General features: G+C 37.7%; 14 protein-coding genes. 7 read left to right on the top strand and 7 right to left on the bottom strand.

What is annotated here, in order from left to right; genetic code table 11:
• Positions 1–22: 22 nt before the first annotated feature.
• From AN34_RS12940 to AN34_RS12930, 3 genes are all read right to left on the bottom strand, one after another.
• A complete protein-coding gene (locus AN34_RS12940) occupies positions 23–3175 on the bottom strand; it encodes a TonB-dependent receptor (protein ID WP_051666570.1) in 3153 nt (1050 codons plus the stop codon).
• A 71-nt stretch (positions 3176–3246) separates the two neighbouring features.
• Positions 3247–4665 (bottom strand): sugar porter family MFS transporter, encoded by a 1419-nt coding sequence (locus AN34_RS12935; RefSeq protein ID WP_029286072.1) that lies wholly within the window; start codon positions 4663–4665, stop codon positions 3247–3249.
• Between the two features lie 5 nt (positions 4666–4670).
• Positions 4671–6446 carry a class I mannose-6-phosphate isomerase gene (locus tag AN34_RS12930; RefSeq protein ID WP_029286070.1) on the bottom strand — a complete coding sequence of 592 codons (1776 nt, stop codon included), beginning with the start codon at positions 6444–6446 and terminating at the stop codon, positions 4671–4673.
• A gap of 418 nt (positions 6447–6864) precedes the next feature.
• Here AN34_RS12930 and AN34_RS12925 point away from each other — a divergent pair, with 418 nt between their 5' ends.
• Positions 6865–7599: a GntR family transcriptional regulator gene (locus AN34_RS12925; RefSeq protein WP_029286068.1), complete on the top strand. Its 735-nt coding sequence runs from the start codon at positions 6865–6867 to the stop codon at positions 7597–7599.
• Between the two features lie 537 nt (positions 7600–8136).
• A complete protein-coding gene (locus AN34_RS12920; RefSeq protein WP_029286066.1) occupies positions 8137–8808 on the top strand; it encodes a hypothetical protein in 672 nt (223 codons plus the stop codon).
• Between the two features lie 14 nt (positions 8809–8822).
• Here the strand turns inward: AN34_RS12920 and AN34_RS12915 are convergent, their stop codons facing one another.
• The gene (locus tag AN34_RS12915; RefSeq protein ID WP_029286064.1) at positions 8823–9539 is read right to left on the bottom strand and encodes a DUF92 domain-containing protein; all 717 of its coding nucleotides are present in this window, start codon (positions 9537–9539) and stop codon (positions 8823–8825) included.
• A gap of 570 nt (positions 9540–10109) precedes the next feature.
• Here AN34_RS12915 and AN34_RS12905 point away from each other — a divergent pair.
• Positions 10110–10508, top strand: coding sequence for a response regulator (locus AN34_RS12905; protein WP_051666516.1), 399 nt, complete (start codon positions 10110–10112; stop codon positions 10506–10508).
• 240 nt (positions 10509–10748) lie between these two features.
• Positions 10749–11816, top strand: coding sequence for a PAS domain-containing protein (locus tag AN34_RS12900; RefSeq protein ID WP_029286058.1), 1068 nt, complete (start codon positions 10749–10751; stop codon positions 11814–11816).
• Positions 11817–11981: 165 nt separating this feature from the next.
• On the opposite strand, the gene AN34_RS12895 is transcribed toward AN34_RS12900, so the two are convergent.
• Positions 11982–13100 (bottom strand): Gfo/Idh/MocA family protein, encoded by a 1119-nt coding sequence (locus AN34_RS12895; RefSeq protein WP_029286056.1) that lies wholly within the window; start codon positions 13098–13100, stop codon positions 11982–11984.
• Between the two features lie 545 nt (positions 13101–13645).
• Between AN34_RS12895 and AN34_RS12890 the strand changes: the two genes are divergently transcribed.
• The gene (locus tag AN34_RS12890) at positions 13646–14698 is read left to right on the top strand and encodes a hypothetical protein (protein WP_197285516.1); all 1053 of its coding nucleotides are present in this window, start codon (positions 13646–13648) and stop codon (positions 14696–14698) included.
• A gap of 194 nt (positions 14699–14892) precedes the next feature.
• On the opposite strand, the gene mnmE is transcribed toward AN34_RS12890, so the two are convergent.
• Positions 14893–16251: a tRNA uridine-5-carboxymethylaminomethyl(34) synthesis GTPase MnmE gene (mnmE, locus tag AN34_RS12885; RefSeq protein ID WP_029286052.1), complete on the bottom strand. Its 1359-nt coding sequence runs from the start codon at positions 16249–16251 to the stop codon at positions 14893–14895.
• Positions 16252–16461: 210 nt separating this feature from the next.
• Here mnmE and AN34_RS12880 point away from each other — a divergent pair, with 210 nt between their 5' ends.
• Together AN34_RS12880 and AN34_RS12875 are read left to right on the top strand one after the other, a co-directional pair.
• Complete coding sequence (locus AN34_RS12880; protein ID WP_029286050.1) at positions 16462–17583, top strand: AI-2E family transporter; 1122 nt, start codon at positions 16462–16464, stop codon at positions 17581–17583.
• Positions 17584–17605: 22 nt separating this feature from the next.
• Complete coding sequence (locus AN34_RS12875; RefSeq protein ID WP_029286048.1) at positions 17606–18130, top strand: hypothetical protein; 525 nt, start codon at positions 17606–17608, stop codon at positions 18128–18130.
• A 64-nt stretch (positions 18131–18194) separates the two neighbouring features.
• Here AN34_RS12875 and AN34_RS12870 read toward each other — a convergent pair whose 3' ends face one another.
• The gene (locus AN34_RS12870; protein WP_029286046.1) at positions 18195–18833 is read right to left on the bottom strand and encodes a DNA-3-methyladenine glycosylase; all 639 of its coding nucleotides are present in this window, start codon (positions 18831–18833) and stop codon (positions 18195–18197) included.

Below are 18833 nucleotides of genomic sequence, written 5' to 3'. Positions count from 1 at the left end.
TTATTTATGCTAACCATGATCATTAAAAAGTTATATCTAATCCGGCACCGTAAAAAATAGGAAGCGGATATGAGCGGGCACTGTTGGAGCCCGAACCCAAACTTACATTGTTTCCAAATTCTGAAGTTTCCGGATCTATGAATTTAAGTTTACTGAGGGTGAACAAATTTTGCCCGATAAGCGAAACCCTGAAACGTTCGATACCAAATTTCTTCGACACAGTTTGAGGCACCGTATAGCCAATGTTTACATTTTTTAACCGTACGTAAGCGGCATCATATTTATACAGATCTGATCCGGTACGCCAGTTATTGGTATTGGAGGGCGAACCAATATTGGCGAAAATTGGATAACGGGCATCCGGATTGCTGGGTGTCCAGTGATCGGTCATGTGTTCATATACAGTTGCGCCGTATCCATAATGAAAAGGTTCAACCAATTCTCCTCGTAAGAAGGTTTCACGCTTACCTACACCCTGAATAAAGAGTTGAAGATCAAAACCTTTAACGGCTAAACGATAAGTAAAACCAAAAGTATATCTTGGAAAAGGATTACCTAAAACGGTTTTATCATTGGCATCTATAATTCCATCGTTATTCAGGTCTTTGAATTTAACATCGCCAGGCACGACCGGATTGCCGGCAATTTTTGGTGAGTTGTTGATGTCTGTCTGATTTTGGAAAAAACCATTGGTTTCGTAGCCATAATATTGGGTAATGGGTTCACCAATTCTTCTGATCAATTGAAATACATCCTGATTGATGATTTGCTCCGTAGCTCCACCTGATAACTGAAGCAATTTATTCTGGTTATCGGCAACATTTACGCTGAAACTTTGGGTTACATTTTCGCCACGGAGGTTATAGGTTAAGGAAGCTTCCCATCCTTTACTCCTCACTTTAGCCACGTTGAAATCTGGCGTTGCTGCACCAAAAATGGCCGGAATATCTTGTCTGGGTTGTAAAATATCCCGGGTTACCTTATTAAAATAATCAAAAGATGCAGTTAGGCGGTTATCAAAAAAGCCTGCATCAATACCAATGTTTAAGGTTGATGCCTTTTCCCAGGTTAAATCTCTATTGGACAAAAGTGTTCCCGCACCACCAACAGGCACATTATTAAATCCATAAGCACTGGCGTAATTGAAATAGGTAGTCTGGTATTGGAAATTGCCCACATTCTGGTTCCCCAATACACCGTATGATGCCCGAAGCTTTAAATTACTCACTGTATTTTTGAGCGGTTCCATAAAGGATTCCTGGGTAATGATCCAGCCGGCACTTACCGATGGGAAAAAGCTTCCGCGGTTGCCTTTGGCAAATTTTGAAGAAGCATCATACCTCGCTGTAGCTTCAAACAGGTATTTATCCTGGTAGGCATAATTTAATCTTCCGAATAAAGAGAGTAAACTGTTGGAATTGATGGCCAGACTGTTGCTTGAATTGATCGGATCAACCAGTGTTCCGGTAGTTGGCGTACCCAGCAACTGATCCGTTAGTGTTTTCTGCAATTGAAATCCACGCTGAGAAAAGTTTTCACTAGATGCGCCCAGTTGAACTTTAAAATCATGTGCGGCTATTTTTTTACCATACTCCAGATATAACTTCGTATTGAAAAGCTGCGATTTACTGTTTCCATCTAATACGGAACGGTCATCGCCATATACACCTGAAGGTAAATAATTCACCTGTGTACGTCGGAAAAATGTTCCGTTATTTTGTAAGGTTCCGCCAAATTCGCCGGTTAGTTTCAGGTCATTGGTAATGCTGAACTGGCCATTAAATGCACCAAAAATTTCATCATTATCTGCCTGGTTATAACCGCCTTTTTCTAATACGCCATATTCATTGTATTGAGAAGCTATAGGGTTGGTTAAATAATTACCGTTTTCATCCTGCCAGTTATAATTTAAAGGCACGCGGTTGGCATCAGCAAAAATATTATTATCGCCAACGCTATTGGTTTTGTTCCGGGTTTTGGTGTAAAGGAGGATAAAATTGGTTTTAAATTTTCCGATTACGTTGCTTTGGTTCAGGCGTAAATTGTACTTCTGATAGCCAAAATCGGGTCCGTCTCCACCATTACCAATAAAATTACTTCCCTGATCCTGGTAACCCGCAGAAACATAAAAGGAGCTTTTTTCACCACCGCCAACAATGCTAAAGTTGTGCGATTGTTGTGGTGCGGTGCGTAAAAGGTGTTCAATATCCCAGGTACCATTGCCCTGATCTTTCAATTGCTGAATCTGATCTGGTGTATAAGCCGGACTTAGTCCAGAGTTAACCAGCGATTCATTTTTATAGTAAGCGTTTTCCCATGCCGGAACTTTTTCAACCAGCACATTGGCATCCTGAATACCGTAACTTCCATTGTAGGAAACAGCTGTTTTTTGGTTGAGTTTTCCACCTTTAGTGGTCACCAATATTACGCCATTTGCTGCTCTTGAACCATAAATGGCTGCTGAACCTGCATCTTTTAATACGGTTACACTGGCAATGTCATTCGGGTTGAGCGTATTTAAATTACCACCTACAATTCCATCCACCACTACCAGCGGAGTATTATCACCCAAAGTTCCTACGCCACGGATATTCACTGTTACGTTACTTCCCGGATTTAATGAACTTTGCTGAATAATTAAATTTGGGGACTCTCCCTGAAGGGCCTGATAAACATTGAGTACAGGTTTGTTCTCTATATTTTTAGCATCGATGGTGTTGATCGCTCCTGTTACCGAAACCCTTTTTTGCACACCATAACCCACAACTACTACATCATCTAATGCATTGTTTCCATCGGCCTTCATTTGCACATTGATCGTGGTACGACCACCAATCGCTACATCCTGACTTACATAGCCTAAATAAGAAAAGGTAAGATTGCTGTTCGCCAGATTATCCGGCACAGAAAGAGTATAAAGCCCGTTGGCATCGGTTACGGCCCCTATTGTAGTACCTTTTATTTGCACACTTACACCAGGAAGCCCGATTCCTTTTTCATCAACAACTTTTCCTTTCACGGTAATATTAACCATAATCAGGCGATGGGTGGAAACAGGTACGGTTGCCGCTAAAAGAAAATGAGGAATAAATGCAATCAAAACGACTGCAATGGGTACGAATGGCCAGTGAGGCAATCGCCTCATTTTTTTAAGTTGGTAAAGTTTAAGTCTCATAACATTTGGATAGGTTAAGATGCCTTTACGCATCTGGATAATTTGGTTAGTTTTTTATGGATGGGTATTGGTTATTTTAAGGTCTTAGCATGATCGGCCTGCCAATGCGCATCTATTTCTTCGAGCGATCGGCCTTTGGTTTCAGGGATCAGTTTCCAGGTGAGGTATAATGCCGGAGAACAGCAGATGGCGAAAATCCAGAAAGTCCAGGCGGAGCCGAGCCCTTCCAACATTAAAGGCGTGAGTTGTCCGACAAAGAAATTTCCGATCCAAAGGGTAAGTGTTGCCAGAGACATCGCCTTGCCCCTGATGCCGTTGGGGAAAATCTCTCCGATCACCACCCAGCATACCGGGCCAAAAGAAAATGCAAAACAGGCAATGAAGGCCAAGATGAAGATCAAGATCCATGGACCTGAAATTATTCCTGCCTGAAAAAGAATACCAATAATGACCAATGATAAAACTGCGCCACCAATACCAACGTAAAGCAAAGGTTTCCTCCCCCATTTATCGACGATAAAAATGGCCACAAAAGTAAAAATCACATTGATTAAACCTATAGTGACCTGTCCGCCTAAAGCATTATTTAAGGTAAAACCTGCCTGTTCTAAAATCCTCGGACCATAATAGATCACGGCATTAATGCCGCAAACCTGCGACAAAAAAGGCAATAACAGTCCGATCCATAAGGCTTTACGATATACTGGTTTAAAAAGTGTTTTGAGCGAGGCATCTTCTTCCATTTCATTTTGCGATAAAAAGGCATTTACTTCTTTATTGGCCGCCTGTTCTCCATCTATCTTGATGAGAATACTTTTAGCCCGTGCCATTTGGCCTTTGGTAAGTAACCATCTTGGCGACTCCGGAACCAGGAATAACGATAATAAGAAGATTAAGGCTGGTACTCCTCCTAAGCCTAACATGGCTCGCCATACTTCTGCAGAAAATATTTTTTCCGCCTGTCCTCCGGCAAAATGATCACCCGCATGACTGGCCAGAAAAGCATTGCTAAAATACGCAGCCACTATTCCAATGGTTAGGGCGAGCTGATAAAGCGAAACCATGGTTCCACGAAGTCTTGATGGTGCAAACTCCGAGATGTAAAGCGGAGAAACCATCGAGGCCACGCCAATCCCTATCCCACCAACGAGTCGGAAAACAATCAGCATAGAAAAACTGCTGGCGTACATACAGCCCATTGCCGAAACGAGAAACAAAAATGCTGATAGGATCAAGACGATTTTTCTGCCATAATGATCACTGAGTTTCCCGGAGATACTTACGCCAATGATGCAACCCAAAAGCGCACAACTCACAAACCATCCTTCGCTTACGGCGTTGAGTCCAAAGTCACCTTTCACCAAACTGATGGTTCCGGAAATCACTGCAGTATCAAAACCAAAAAGAAACCCGCCAAGAGCGGCAACCAGGCAAACAAGGTATAAATAAGTTTTGCTGTTTTTAACAGCAATATGTTGGTTAGTGTTCATGAGGCTTATTTTAAGAATGCTTTAATCACTTTTGCCCTTTCTGCGCCCTTATTGATGATTTTATAACTTCCTGCGGCCGCCGGAATCACGAATGTTTCTGCAAAAGGAAAGTTCATTATCGTGCCATCAGCAGATTCAACGGTAATGGCTGTTCCTTCTACCAGCATCAATACGTGGCAAACATTTTCTGTTTGGACTTCGATTTCGTTGTCAAACTCCAATCGGTGAACATCGTAAAAATGATCCTGATGGGTTGGTAAGTGATAACAAGTCATGTCATCACGTTCAAAAAACACCGAAGGTTTAGAAATTAATTCTTGTTGTACCTTGTCTCCTTTTCTACTGAAATTTAGATTTTTAAAAGCATGATCAATATTAATCGGACGAGGTTTTCCATTTAAATCCAGCCTCACCCAGTCATACATTTTAAAAGTAAAAATGTAAGGTGTAGCACTGATTTCGAGTACCAGATTTTGTGCTCCAGCACTATGAACGGTTCCGTTTGGAATTAGAAACAAATCATGTTTTTTGGCTTGGTGAACTTGAACGTATTTTTCAATGTCGATTTCCTCATTATTGAGATTGCTGTTTTCTAAAGTTTTTCTGAATTCAGCTGCATCAATATCTTCCTGGAAACCGAGGTAAACAGTTGCGTCATCTTTACAGTCCAAAATATAGTAGGTTTCATCCTGCGTGATGTTTTCACCGAATTCGTTCTGGATATATTCAAGGCTTGGATGGCATTGGATAGAAAGATTTCCTCCATCAAAAGTATCAAGGAAGTCAAATCGAATAGGAAATTCATTTCCAAAATTTGCGGCATGCTTTCCCAAAACGTTTTCATTATGAGTAAACATCAGTGCATCAAAAGAAACTTCTAAAAGCCAGCCATCGCTTTCGAAAACAATACCGTTTTCTGGTACGATCAGTTCGAAAGACCAGGCATAGTTCACCTCGTTCCGATCGAGTTGAGGCATGTGTTCTTTCATCCATTGCCCACCCCAGGCACCTGGTGCAAACCAAGGGCGAGCCCGAAAAACAGACGATGACATTTTAGTCAGCCCATCACGAAGATCTTTTCCATAGGCCCAATTCACCTCATCTTCCCACTGTGCATCTACAAAAACATCAATAGCGTTGACGAGGTCCTTTTTATGTTGATTTAATACCACCCAATCCACAAAATAAAAACGTTTGTACATTTCCATTTGCGCTTCAGGTTCACTCGTCCCCAAATTGTAAATAGAACCTGCACTCATTCTATGCTGAAGTTCATTTTTTGGCAGGTCTACATATATTAAGCTAGCATTCCAGTTTGCTAACGAAGCGCCACAGCCGATAATGATGTTAATATCAGCAGTTGAATCTTTTCTTACTGCATTTAAAGCAACAGTATCAAAATAATCCGAAAGCGTTAATGTTGTTTTCCTGCCCCAAACTGAATCTTCTGCGCCAAGGAAAGGGGCTATTATGGCATTTAACTCCGCTTCGCTTTTAAAAAATGAAGCCGTATAGATAATGTTTACAGAAAATTGTCTGGAACTTAGTTCCTGAGATAATGCTGTGATCAGGCGATTCCAGAATACACCCACATAACCATCAATTACAACCGTTTTTTGTTCAATGATGTAATCGCAAAGCGATGAATAGCCATTGAATATTTTTTGATCGCCAAGCGGATAATAGGGATAAATATCATAACCTTCGGGTTGATGTATTGCACTAATATGATCAGGCATAATCTCCTGAGCTGTTTTTCTTATTGGTTCTTCTATCGACATAAATAGCTGTAATGGTGGTATCGGATATATTTAGATGTTCTTTAAGTCCGTTATTGTATATACATAAGTACTGCAATCATTATATTCAAGTTAAAGTTCAAACTTAAAATTGGATGATATCAATAATCAGGAGACAATTTTTTCATGGATAAATTACCATCCAAATGATTATGAGCGGTTAGATTGTGAAATTGGTTTAACATCTGTATCAGGTCTTATTAAAATTTGGTTAGATCACACATTTAATAGTATGTATATACAAATTTATAGTTTAAAATTTTATCTCCAAGTATTTTCCTAATTATTTTTGATGGTTAATATTGTTCACCTGGATAGATCTTCTAATGATTATTCACTATGAAGTATTATGTACAGACATGCCCATGTCAGCTATTTTTTTTTTAATATTGTGATGATTATGAAACTTAAAATCGATCATAAAAGCCAAATTCCTTTACACATTCAGGCAGAAGAACTGTTGAGGAGGTTAATAGAATCACCTGAATATATAGATGGAAAATTATTGCCTAATGAAGTAGAGCTCTCCAAAATTCTCAGTATTTCCCGCACCACGCTTCGCCAGTCTATCAACAAATTGGTTTATGATGGTCTGCTCACCAGAAAAAAAGGGGTTGGCACTCGGGTGGTGGAATCAAAATCATTAAGCTCAAAATCTAAAAACTGGATGAGCTTTTCGCAGGAAATGAGCGCAAGGGGAATTCCGATCAAAAATTTCGAATTACATGTAAGCTGGGTCCTGCCAGAAAAGCGGATCGCCAGTTTCTTTGGAATAAAAGAAGATAAGAAAATACTGAAGTTGGTAAGACTCAGAGGCCGACCTGAAGGACCATTCGTTTATTTCGAATCTTATTTCCATCCTTTGGTTGGCCTTACCGGAGAGGAAGATTATAAAGCCCCCTTATATGAGATGCTGGAAAAAGCTCACGGCATCATTGCCATGATTTCGAAGGAAGAAATCAGTGCGCTGCTGGCAGATGAGTTTATTGCTGAAAAATTAGAAACGCCCATTGGTGCACCCATTCTTTTTCGTAAAAGATTTGTATATGATATCAACGAAAAACCGATAGAATACAATCTCGGTTACTATAAGGCAGATAGTTTTGTTTATACAGTAGAAAGCCGAAGAGAATAAGAAACTGAAATAAAAAACCCGAAAGGTTAAGGAATTGCTATTGCTATAATATCATGTATGTTTAAAATACATGATATCATCATGCTTTTAATTAAAAAATTAAATGCGTAAATCGTAAAATGTTTAAATAAACGTTGGTTATGAAAGTGTAAATAGCACTGCTTAGCCATCTCCGTATATGTTTGGTTTCTATGGTAAAGAATACGATGATATTGTGCCATGATCAAAAACCTAAGCTAAATTGCCTAAACCTTGTGTTAATTCTATTGGTAAATAATGATATTGAGAAGAGTATGCGATTTTCATTTTGACAAATATCAACAAGTGACGCAAAACATTTATATGTATGTTTACTAAGACTATATTTGTGCCTTTAAGTTAAAGTTGTCCCGCTATCTTATTCATTACCCTGATTACCATAGGTAAGGTATAGTTTGATGTTGCCATCACTTCAGTTAAAGTGATGATCACATTAGATTGGCCTATCATAACCAAGGTGTAAGGATTATAAGTTTTAAATAGCACCTATAAAAACATATGGAAAGTACCCTCAACATGCCTGACACCAATTTACGCATTCCATTCTTGGAAACGGCAGACATTGGAAAGGATATGGATTTAGGGCATAATTGGTTTAAAGCAACTAGTGCTATAAATGACAACAAATTAAAAAACTTTTCTCCAGTTTATCGACAGTTACGTACTGAGATTACAGAAAAGGAATTCATATTTCTCAACACCTCTTTTACGGATATGAATTTGCTTGTAAAATGTTTGAATGAAGAAATGAAAAACATTTTATTTGTTGTTGAAGAAGAGGTAAAAAAACTTAAAACAAGGCTAAAACAATTGCAGGAATTTTACCCGAAAATAGTAGCATCAAGTGAAAATAGCATCAGCGTAAAAGCAGTTGAAACTATAGATGAAATATTAGCTATTCAGCATGAGCTCAACAACCTACAAAACCATAAAAGATATAATATACTTTCAGATCGTTTAGCAAGGGCAAGCACACTTATAGGTGATAAACTGAATGAACATGAAATCGTCCATTTAGTCGAACTTGGATTAATAGAGGAAATTAAATATTCTTTTAACGATATATTCACGAATTACAGGTCTATCCTTTCAGAAAAAGATATTCATCAAAAAGCCTATTGTTATTCGCCGTTGGGATTAGCATTTATGGAAGCCTGGCAAGAAAGGTAATTATGGGTGATGATTTAGAGTAAAAGCCTTCCCATAAGCAACATCACCAACATTGCAGCCAATGTATTTAAGAAATTAACGCCATTATTTCCGATTATCGCCTTGCGTTCTAGTAAAGCCCCCAAAACAGAATCGGTAAGGTTTCCCAGCGTTCCTGCAAGAACAATTAAAAGAAAGCTAATGTCCCAACCCCATCCAAATGCATAAATGATTGAGATGATACAGCTTCCTGCAATACCAATTAAGGTACCTTCCAGACTAATCACTCCATCCATTCCGCAATGATCAGGCTTAAAGGATATAATATTGAAAAAGCGTTTACCATAAACCATACCCAGTTCGGAAGATAAAGTATCTGATGTAGCCGAAGCAAAAGCTGCCGCTATTGCTGGAAACATGAAATAATTTAATTGAGGAAAAAATAAGATAATTATACCTGCAATTGCTGCCGCTCCGGCATTGGCTAGCACCTGCCATACGTTACGACATTTTTCAGTTTCCTTCTGATGAACACAGGCTTTCTTTATGGACTGATGCCAGGTTGTAGCAGCAGAACCCAGGATAAAAAATGTACTCATCATAGCTAAACCGGGGTAACCTGATGCGCTATAGATAATAAATGCCAGCAACCCGCCGGTAAAAGCAGCCATTAAGGTCAGTTTTTTTGCAAGAATGCTATAGGTCATTCCAGAAGCAATAATGATATACATGGGGATGTCGCCATTGAACATAAAGCAAATATATACGAAATTTATTTGCGGCTATGTGTATTTTAGTAAACGTAATCAATCTGTTTAAGGCCAAACCGATCAACAGTTTGATTCAAGAAAAATGCGAAATATGTGCCTTCACCTGTTAACCAATATATAATACGCACCTACTAAATACATTTTACACAACACTATTTAGCTTAATCCATCTTACGTTTTGATTTATCTTCAATCTAAAACTTTTTAAAGATCAAATTTATTTGTAGAAACCTGGATGTAATTCCTTTAAAGTAGCAAAGCAATAGGACGCTCTATCAAATTTTAGATTTGTCCCTAAAAAACGATTATCTCATTTTGAAATTGAAGGATTATTACCTAAAGCCATCTGTAAAGGGCTGGTTAAATGGCAGGAACTGCCAGTTTACCGCCGAACAGGTTAGTACTTGTGGATTGCCGCCACCCTTCTTTATTATACCACCTATCAAAGAAAGTTGTCGGATTGATTTGTATTTGATGGAACAAAAAGAAAGATTTTAATTATTAGAAAACAAATACCAACTCACAAAGGTTAATAAACCAACATCTAAATAAATGAATAAAAGAGTTTTAGTGATTGATGATGACCCATTCGCATTGTATATCAATCAGGAAGTAATAGAACCGCTCGTCACACCAACCCTGAATACATATACCCGGGCTGGAGATGCATTGGAAGTGCTGCAAGAAAACCACGCTAAAGATATGCACAGTCTTATTTTTCTGGATTTAAATATGCCGGAAATGAATGGGTGGGAATTTCTTGATAAAATTAGCGAATTTCCTATCAGGCCAGATGTATTTGTGGTAATCATTACCTCATCGATTGATCAGCGAGATTATAAAAGAGCTTTACAGCATCCAAATGTTGTTGATTTTATTGTAAAACCAATTCATCCGAAGCTTATCCAAGACCTCGCTCAAAATCAGCAAATCTCCACTTTTTTTAAATAGAGATAGCGCTAACAACTATACTGTCTTACTTGAAGTACGCTGGAGTATAAACCAATCATTATACCCGCTATAATGATCTAAAAAAGATTGTTTTATGCTATATTGATTGATTATTATGCTTTGCCAAAAAAATAGCATAAACACTGCTGATTTTTAATCGACGTTAAAACAGAAAAACATATTAACTTTGCATCAATAAAATAACGCTTGTATCACGCCATATGAAACTTCGGGAGGATAATGGAAAGTAAATATCTTGATGAGTTTAAAAATATCGACTTTTTCCAAACTGAAGAATTTCAAACCATCATCGACCTAGCTGTTGAGATATCAGGTAAAAAGATCGCACTCCTAATCCTTCAGGATGAACGTTATAAATTAAGCACAGGCGCTGGTTATGATCAAATCGATTTTCCCGCAATTAGAAATACGTTCAATCAATCCAAAATAAAAGCGACCGACATATTCATTATTCCAGATGTACAAAAAGAGGTATTTGCATCTCAGGCAATTATAGCCGGAGCGATGGAGATCCGTTTTTATGCGTCTTTGGCAATAGTTTCAAAAGAAGGATATGTCTTGGGCGAACTCTGTTTATTCGATTCCAGCGTTGGTGATTTGTCCGGGAATCAAAAAAAAGCATTAAATATGCTATCCAAACAGGTTATCTACTTAATGGATATGAAAAAGAGTCAGAAATTGTTAAGAGAAGAGTTAGCAATTACGGAACGACAGCGAACGGCCTTAAAGCAAATTGCCTTCATTCAGTCACACGAAATTCGGCACCCCCTTACCACCATCATGTCTTTGGTGAACCTGGCCGAGAAAGGTTTATTTAAATTGAACCAAAAGTGGATTGCCATGCTATCGGATGCCGCCAACACACTGGATGAACGCATCAGGGCAATTGTAAATGAAACTTACACAGAAAAAGATATTAAACTGGTCAGATTTAACAGAATGGTGCAGGAGATTGAAGACTATGCGATATTATTGCTGGATGAAGATGGAAAAATCGAAAATTGGAATTTAGGAGCAGAATTGGTAAAGGGATATAAGCAAGGTGAGATCATCGGCAGAAATTTCAGTGTTTTCTATCGCCCGGAAGATATCGCTAACGGCAAACCGCAAAGTCTTATAGACAAGGCCAAGGAATTTGGCAAAGCTAAAGATGAAGGCTGGCGTGTTCGTAAAAATGGCACTCATTTTTGGGCTAATGTGTTAATTACAGCGATACACGATGTAGATGGCAAAGTAATTGGCTTTACCAAAGTCACAAAAGACCTTGGTGAAATTGGTAACAGATAGCATGATTATTCACTATCCAGTCATATCTCTTCTGAAGGTTAGTGGTTTTAATTGGAGATCATCCAATCTTATATAATTCAATAAATAAATACCGCTATACACAGACACATTCGCTGGGCAAATGGCAGCTTTTAACTGATAAATCGGTCTTAATGGGATTTTAAGTTAGATCGTTAATTTGACTTTTTTTTCAGTTTTTACAGCCTGGTAAATCGCATCAATGATCTTAAGGTCTTTTAAGGCTTCTTCACCATTTACCGGAACTATTGGTTGCTTATCTTCAAAGATAATAGTGGCCATTTCATCCATTTGTACAGTTTGATGCGTAGTAACAGGTTGATTAAGTTCACCTTGATGTGTTTTACCCTTAATCGGACCATAACCTGTAGAAGGTTGCATTTCTGCAAACCCTTTGTCGCCACTAATAAAAAATCTGTCCAGGTGATTGATGTTATAGCTAGACAGGCAAGAGGCTATTGCACCACCCGGGAAACCCATTTGAAATTGAATGGTTTCATCTACACCCTCTTTGAACTTTACAGGGTCGGTCTTCGTTTCCTGTGCGGTAACCCAAACCGGCTCTTCTCCTATCATATATCTTGCCCCATTAAGCGCATAGATTCCAATATCCATCATTGATCCCCCACCAGCAAGTGCTTTGTTTAATCGCCACTGTTTCGGATCCCCTGCTTTAAATCCACATTGCCCCTGGAAAAACATGACCTTACCGAATTCGCCCGCATTTCTCATTCGGATTACTTCCAGCGTCCGGGGTTCAAAATGCATTCTATAGCCAACCAATAGCTTTACATTTGCTTTTTTACAAGCATCAATCATCTCCTGCCCTTCTTTCGCATTTAATGCCATCGGTTTTTCGCATATGGCATGCTTTCCAGCTTTTGCCACACGGATAACCTGACCATGGTGTAATGCATTTGGGGTAATCACATAAATTGCATCGATATCTGGATTATTTTTTACCTGATCAAAATTTTCATAGTTGTAGCAATTTTTTTCTGGAATTTTGTACTTCATTTGCCAGTCTTTGATTTTTGAAGGCGTACCACTAATTACACCTACCAGCTTCGCCTTGGTGCAGGCTTTCATGGCTTCTGCCACACGAGTGGCATATCCACCCAAGCCCATAATGGCAACTCTAAGTACCCTACCTTCATAAGGCTGTTCAATTTGGTCTGGAGCGTTTGCAAACGCTATTACAGAACTCAATTGCAGCATCAATGCCGATGCACCCATTTTTTGTAGAAAATCTCGTCTAGTATTCATCCGGCGGTTATTTAATGATTCAACAACGTATGAGATTACCTTTTTGCTCCATACTTGATTGATTTACATGATGATACTTAACACTAATCTGAGACATTTGGTTTTTGAGATGTGATTTACAGTATGATTTGATTACATATAATTACCAGTGGAATTCAAAAATGATCGGAATGGAAATAGCATTTGCTGGATCATTAAAGACGAATCATTCAAGATTTTTTAAAATCGTAAAAGTAGTATTAAAGACTTTAAAAAATCTTAATATTTATAATTTTATAAATATCTAATACGCATTAGTTTACATGTTTAATAAAATCCGGAAGGTTAATTTTAAGCCTCACAAATGAAGAAGCACTTAGGGAAAACATCAGTAAATTTAAAGTGATCGTCTTTCACATTCGCTTCTGGGCATCAATAGAAGTTTACCTATTGATACTATTTATACAGCAATAACCAAAAGCAATCATACACTAAAAAATACCTTGTCGCGTTTCAGTATTATGTTTTAAATTTCTAAAATATGAATTTTAAAAGCCTCTTCTATAATGACGATAAAAAATCCATTAATAAAAGCAAGTTTTATTATTTGTTGGTTATACTTTGTACCTCCTGTTTCTGCTCAACAAGTAAAAAAATCAGATAGATATAATGATGCTTATAAAAAATATTTAAATGCAAAATGTCCTGTAAAGAGCAGTAATATTAAGCATTTTGTATATTTCTCAAGAAATAGAGCGCGTATAAAAAATCATCCTTTTTTAAAGATTCCAAAATTTAAGGGAGCACAAATAATGTATTCTTGGAAGCAGTTGGAGCCTGAGAAAGGAAAGTATAATTTTTCTATTATTAAAGAGGATTATGCATATCTTCTCTCACATGGCAAAAAACTTTTTATTCAACTGCAAGATGGTACGTTTGATTCAAAATATGATGCTGTTCCAAAATATTTAAAAACGAATGAATACGATGGAGGATCTGTCATACAGTATGCTGAAAACAAACCAGATGGATGGGTTGCTAAAAGATGGAATGCTAAGGTACAGAATCGCTTTGCATTATTGCTTAAGGTACTTGGAAAAGATTTCGATGGAAAGATTGAGGGGATTAATCTGCAGGAAACTTCATTAGGAGACATTAAAGATCCCAGCTTTTCTCCCAAAGCCTACACCGAAGGTTTGAAAATAAATATGCTTGCCCTGAAACAGGCTTTTCCAATTTCAACAACAATGCAATATGCTAATTTCATACCTGGTGAGTGGCTTCCTTTTGATGACAAGGGATATCTTAGAAGTATTTATGAATATGGAGAGAAAATTGGTGTTGGCTTAGGTGGACCAGATTTAATGGTTCATAAGAAAGCACAGTTAAATCATGCCTTAGCACTATTGCATGAAAGTAAATATAATGTACCAATAGGAATTGCTGTTCAGGATGGTAACTATATTGGAGAGACTAACAGTAATAAAGTTAAGGATCATAAAAATATTGTACCCCTTCTCGAAGCCTTCGCAAATGATTTTTTAAAGGTCAATTATATGTTTTGGGTAAACCAAGAACCATATTTCACTACAGATGTTATACCTTGTTTTTTACCTTAATTTGGTAAGTGTCGTTAAGCGCAATGATTTCTCCTCTTTTTGTAGAATTTAAAAAAAATAAGAATGAGGAACAAATAGGGAACAAAAACAAACAAATTAACACAAAATAAAAGAGTAATATAAATAAAACTAATATTTACAACCACCTAAAATTCAGCTATTTATTTGTTTTTTTTTTGTTTTATTGTGATGTTTTATTTACCAATACAAAACTTCGTAAAAATATTCTCGAGCAAATCATCAGTTGTAACCGTCCCTGTAATCTCGCCTAAATAATGCAGGGCCTGTTTAATATCCATCGCTAAAAAATCAGAAGTAACCGGATTATCTACATTATCGAGCACGCGTTGCAAAGCACTTTCAGTTTGTTTAAGTGCTTCTACGTGGCGGATATTGGTCACCAAAGTCTCGCTGGTGTTAATATGGTGTAAATTCACCTGTTCCAGTAAGGTAGTTTTCAGCTCATCTATCCCTATCTTTTCTCTAGCAGATAAAAAAACGACTTCCAAAGCTTCAAAAGCTTTGCGTTGTTCAGCAGAAATTAAGTCTGCCTTATTCAGTAAAATCAGGTACGGGATTTCCAATTGTTTCAAACCCCTCACCTGTTCTTCAATTTCTGTAGTAGTTTGGGCAGCATCAGCCATGTAAATGATGAGCTTCGCCTGTTTCATTTTCTCCAGGGTACGTTCCACACCCAGAGCTTCAATAATATCGGCTGTATCGCGGATTCCGGCAGTATCGATAAACCGGAATACTACACCACCAATGGTCAGTTCATCTTCAATAGTATCACGGGTGGTACCGGCAATATCTGAAACAATTGCCCTTTCTTCGTTCAGTAAAGCATTTAAAAGCGTTGATTTTCCCACGTTTGGTTTCCCTGCAATGACAATTGGAACCCCGTTTTTAATTACGTTGCCCATTTCGAAAGAAGAAATTAACCTTCGCAACACATGGTTTATTTTATTAACTAATTTGGTTAGCTGCTCACGGTTGGCAAATTCTACATCTTCTTCCGCAAAATCCAGCTCCAGTTCAATCATTGAAGCAAAATGGATAAGTTGTTCACGTAAAGCTTTAAGTTCGTTTGCAAAGCCACCACGCATCTGCTGCATGGCTACATCGTGTGAGGCTTTAGAATTTGAAGCGATTAAATCTGCCACTGCTTCTGCCTGACTTAAATCAAATGCGCCATTTAAAAAAGCCCTCAAAGTAAATTCACCAGGCTTTGCTGCTCTCGCTCCTTTACTGATGAGCAGGTTAATAATTTGCTGAATAATATAGTTCGATCCATGACAGGAAATTTCTACTACATTCTCTTTCGTATAGGATTTTGGGGCAACAAATAAGCCTGCAACCACTTCATCAACAATATGTTCCCCATCTTTGATCAAGCCAAAATGAAGCGTGTGTGAAGCCTGCTGTGCTAAATCTTTTCCCGCGAAAACTTCATTGGTAAGTGAAATGGCTTCAGGGCCTGAAAGGCGAATAACGCCGATAGCACCTGATCCTGAGGGTGTAGATAACGCGATAATAGTATCCTGATCGTTCATTTTCAATTTAAAAAATGTAAAATTAAAGCTTATTAATGGCTTTATCGTGTTTGAGAAGTAATTTTTCCATAAGAAAATTGTAAAGGTAAAAATGCTATGTAGCCCTAAACACCTAATCATCTAAACCCCTAACCAACTAACCTCACGTTTTCCCATAATAAAAACATTTTCTTAAGGAGCGTGTTTACAAATCAATCAGATAAACCACATATGATGAATAATTTTCCGCTAACTGTAAAGCGATCAATAGAACTCTTAGGATTGATGGCCGTTGTGACTGTAATGGTCATTGCAAAAGACATTATTATGCCCATGTTAATGGCATTTTTTATCAGTATCATGCTGCTTCCAGTATATCGTTTTCTAAAAAGAAAAAAAGTTCCGGAAACATTATCCATCGTTTTACCCATTCTCCTGGTGGCTTTGTTTGTTGCCTTAATTGTTTGGTTTTTCTCCAATCAAATCGGAATGCTGGTTAAAGATTTCCCGCAAATCAAAGCAAATGTTACCCAACACATCAATTCATTAAGCGATTGGGTGAGCAGAATTACCCATTATAACGATAAACAGCAAAAGGCTTTCATTCAGGATAAAAGCGATGATTTAATGAATATGGGCACCTCGTTAGCTGGTGGTGCGGCAGTTACTTTAAGTGGAATATTTGTATTTATCGGGTTATTGCCGATTTACATTTATTTAATGCTTTTCTATAAAGACATCTTGCTAAGATTCATTTTTATGTGGTTCAAAACAGATGACCATCCAAAGGTAAAAGAAGCCATTTACGAAACAGAATCTATCATAAAAAGTTACCTGATTGGTTTGTTAATCCAAATCACATACATGACCATTCTACTGGGTGGAATTTTAATGCTTGTAGGCATTAAACACGCCTTATTAATCGGTGTAATCTTTGCCATTTTAAATCTAATCCCTTATGTGGGTGCCTTAATCGGAAACCTCATTGGTGTGTTGTTAACCTTAACTTCTTCTCAGGAATTGTGGCCAGTAATTACAGTCTTGGGCGTTATCGCTTTAGTTCAGTTTTTAGATAATAATATCCTGATGCCGAGAATTGTAGGCTCAAAAGTTAAAATAAATGCGTTATTTGCCATTCTTGGTGTATTTATTGGCGGAAGTATTGCAGGTGTCTCCGGAATGTTTCTGGCCTTGCCAATTGTTGCGGTGTTAAAAATTGTATTCGATCGTACGGAATCATTCAAACAATGGGGTGTGCTTTTAGGTGATGAAAGACCATCAAGAAGTCCGATGACATTTCCTGCCTTTAGAAAAAAGAAACCCATAGAAACCAAATCTGGTACTGAAAAATAATTAAATTAATACCCCATAAAATATGAAAAAGATAAGTCTGATCATTGCAGTTTGTAGCATCTTATTTTCTGCATGCAACAGTTTTAAAAGTAAAGAAAAAGCCACTGGCGCGCAAGATACTACCTTGGTATCAGAAGGAAAGGCTGAAAAAAAGATAGACCCAGTAACTGGTAAACTATCCGTAATTGGTGAGCCTAAACTCGGCGGACCAATCAATATGCGTTTCTCAGTTTATAATAACACAGATACCGTTGCTAAATTTTGCATCTGGCACACACCTTTTGAAAAATTAATGAGTAAATATCTTGATGTTGCTTTAGAGGATTATACGCCAATCGATTATAAAGGTGCGATGGCGAAGCGAATCATGCCCCCTCCTGCAGATAGTTATAAGAAATTAAATGCCGGAGATAGTACTAGTGCAGATTTTAATCTGGCGGATGCTTATGCCATCACTAAAGCTGGAAATTACACCATTAAATACAATTCAGCTACTGTAAGTGGAATTGTGGTGACCGATAGTTTAAAAATTTACATCGGCAATTAATATCTTATTGAATTTTTGATAGAGAAGCATCGTTGATTGATCTCAGCGATGCTTTTTAATTAGATCAGATTTTTACTTTTCGCTCCTCCAGGTAAAAATGCCAAAGCATCATTACGGCCAGGGTTCGGTAGGGTTTCCAAACTTTTGAAAACGCTAATAAATCTTCCTTTTTAGTATCCTTAGGTAGCTTCTTTAAACTTTTTATGGCATTTACAACTGCAAGATCTCCTATCGGAAATATATCACAATGATGCAGAATAAACGACAAATAAATATCAACCGTCCAATCACCTATACCCTTTACATTTTTAAGTTGAAGGCGAATTTCATGATCAGGAAGTGATGCCAATGCATTTAATGATAATGCTCCATTAACTATTTTCTGAGCGAGATCACGAACATATATGCTTTTCTGGCGACTGAAATAACAAGCCTTTAGTTCTTCATCAGTCAATAACAGAAAGGATTCTGGATTAATTTCTCCGATTTTAACTTTCAATTTATTTAAGGCAGCCAAGGCTGAAGCCAGTGAAACCTGTTGCTCAAGGATGATGTGCACAAGCGATTCAAAAGTATTGGGCCTCGACCAAAATGGTGGATAGCCATATTGATTTAAAATGCCCGCTAAATCTGGGTCTTGTTCTGCCAATAAATCGCAAAGCTGATGGTAATTATTAATATCAAAAACGGCAAACATGGACAT

The sequence above is a fragment of the Pedobacter sp. R20-19 genome, assembly GCF_000708265.2.
Taxonomy (GTDB): Bacteria; Bacteroidota; Bacteroidia; order Sphingobacteriales; family Sphingobacteriaceae; genus Pedobacter.
This window is presented reverse-complemented; position numbering and strand designations above follow the sequence as displayed.

Coding starts and splice junctions, on each gene's coding strand:
- AN34_RS12940 (WP_051666570.1), bottom strand. CDS start 3,175: ATGAGACTTAAACTTTACCAACTTAAAAAAATGAGGCGATTGCCTCAC.
- AN34_RS12935 (WP_029286072.1), bottom strand. CDS start 4,665: ATGAACACTAACCAACATATTGCTGTTAAAAACAGCAAAACTTATTTA.
- AN34_RS12930 (WP_029286070.1), bottom strand. CDS start 6,446: ATGTCGATAGAAGAACCAATAAGAAAAACAGCTCAGGAGATTATGCCT.
- AN34_RS12925 (WP_029286068.1), top strand. CDS start 6,865: ATGAAACTTAAAATCGATCATAAAAGCCAAATTCCTTTACACATTCAG.
- AN34_RS12920 (WP_029286066.1), top strand. CDS start 8,137: ATGGAAAGTACCCTCAACATGCCTGACACCAATTTACGCATTCCATTC.
- AN34_RS12915 (WP_029286064.1), bottom strand. CDS start 9,539: ATGTTCAATGGCGACATCCCCATGTATATCATTATTGCTTCTGGAATG.
- AN34_RS12905 (WP_051666516.1), top strand. CDS start 10,110: ATGAATAAAAGAGTTTTAGTGATTGATGATGACCCATTCGCATTGTAT.
- AN34_RS12900 (WP_029286058.1), top strand. CDS start 10,749: ATGGAAAGTAAATATCTTGATGAGTTTAAAAATATCGACTTTTTCCAA.
- AN34_RS12895 (WP_029286056.1), bottom strand. CDS start 13,100: ATGAATACTAGACGAGATTTTCTACAAAAAATGGGTGCATCGGCATTG.
- AN34_RS12890 (WP_197285516.1), top strand. CDS start 13,646: ATGACGATAAAAAATCCATTAATAAAAGCAAGTTTTATTATTTGTTGG.
- mnmE (WP_029286052.1), bottom strand. CDS start 16,251: ATGAACGATCAGGATACTATTATCGCGTTATCTACACCCTCAGGATCA.
- AN34_RS12880 (WP_029286050.1), top strand. CDS start 16,462: ATGATGAATAATTTTCCGCTAACTGTAAAGCGATCAATAGAACTCTTA.
- AN34_RS12875 (WP_029286048.1), top strand. CDS start 17,606: ATGAAAAAGATAAGTCTGATCATTGCAGTTTGTAGCATCTTATTTTCT.
- AN34_RS12870 (WP_029286046.1), bottom strand. CDS start 18,833: ATGTCCATGTTTGCCGTTTTTGATATTAATAATTACCATCAGCTTTGC.